At 79.1% G+C, this 1,208-nt stretch carries 2 protein-coding genes; both read left to right on the top strand.

What is annotated here, in order from left to right; translation table 11 throughout:
- The coding region (locus KIK08_RS39105; RefSeq protein WP_250558681.1) for a helix-turn-helix domain-containing protein at nucleotides 1–329 on the top strand (329 nt) is incomplete at its 5' end.
- 174 nt (nucleotides 330–503) lie between these two features.
- Nucleotides 504–1,208 (top strand): MFS transporter (locus KIK08_RS39100; RefSeq protein WP_214408342.1); only part of this gene is annotated, 705 nt, incomplete at its 3' end.

Below are 1,208 nucleotides of genomic sequence, written 5' to 3'. Positions count from 1 at the left end.
TGCGCGCCGCGGTCGCCGACCTGGCCCGGCGCGCCCGGCTGCCCCTCGGCGGGGCCGACGGGCGGGTGCCGCCGGCCGGGGACCTGCCCGCCCGCCTGGGCCTCACCCCGCGCGAGGTCGAGGTGCTGGGCCTGGTCGCCGAGGGGCTCGCCAACGCCGACATCGCCCAGCGGCTGTTCATCTCGACGAAGACGGCGAGCGTGCACGTGTCCAACATCCTGGGCAAGCTGCGGGTGGCCAACCGCGTCGAGGCCGCCGCGGCGGCCCACCGCCTCGGCCTGGCCACCTCGGCGCCTCAGCCCCCGACCCGCTCCGACACGACCGGATAGGGCGCGCGCCCGATGCCGCGCCCGCGCCTCAGGCCGAGCGTGGGCGGTGCGGCGGCCGACCGTGCCGCCCGGATCGGAGCAACCCGTGCCCACCCCCAACCCTGCCCGCCCGCTCACCGTGCCGGGATCGCCGCCGGGCCGCGCCGCGGCCGGCCGTGCGACCGGGACGTCGGCATGAGCACCCCGGTCGCCACGAGCCGCTGGTCGACGGTCGTCGTGGTGTCGCTGGGCATCGTGCTCGGCGCGCTGGACATGACGATCGTGGCCGTCGCCCTGCCCGCGATCGGTGCCGACCTGGGTGCCGGGCCGTCTGGCACGCAGTGGGTGCTGCTGGGCTACCTGCTGCCGCTGGTGGCGCTCAGCCTGCCGGCCGGGCGCTGGGTCGACCGGGCCGGCCCGCGGGCGGCGTTCCGGCTGGCGGTCGGCGGGTTCGGCGTGACCAGCGCGCTGGCCGCGCTCGCGCCCACCGTCGGGTCGCTGGTCGCGGCGCGCGTGCTGCAGGGCGGGTTCGGCGCCCTGATCAGCGTCCTCGGGCTGCCGATCGTCGCCGCCGCGGTGCGGCCCGAGCACCGGGCCAGGGCGATGAGCATCGTGCTGACCCTGATCCCGCTCAGCGGCGTGCTCGGTCCGGCGCTGGGCGGCCTGCTGACCGACGCGGTCGGCTGGCGGTGGATCTTCCTGGTCAACCTGCCGGTCGTCGCGGTGGCGCTGGCCATGGCGGCCCGCACGATCCCGGCCGGCGCGGTGGGGCGCACCGGGCTGCCCCGGCCCGACCGGGCCGAGGTCGTCGACGCGGCCGTGCTCGGCGCCGGGACGACCGCGCTGGTCATGGCGCTGGACCTGGTCGCAGCCGGGGGCGCGGCGCCCGGCCCGGCCGCG

Source organism: Pseudonocardia lacus (genome assembly GCF_018531445.1).
Classification (GTDB): Bacteria; Actinomycetota; Actinomycetes; order Mycobacteriales; family Pseudonocardiaceae; genus Pseudonocardia; species Pseudonocardia lacus.
The sequence above is the reverse complement of the archived record's forward strand: the minus strand, read 5'-3'. Positions and strand labels throughout refer to the sequence as shown.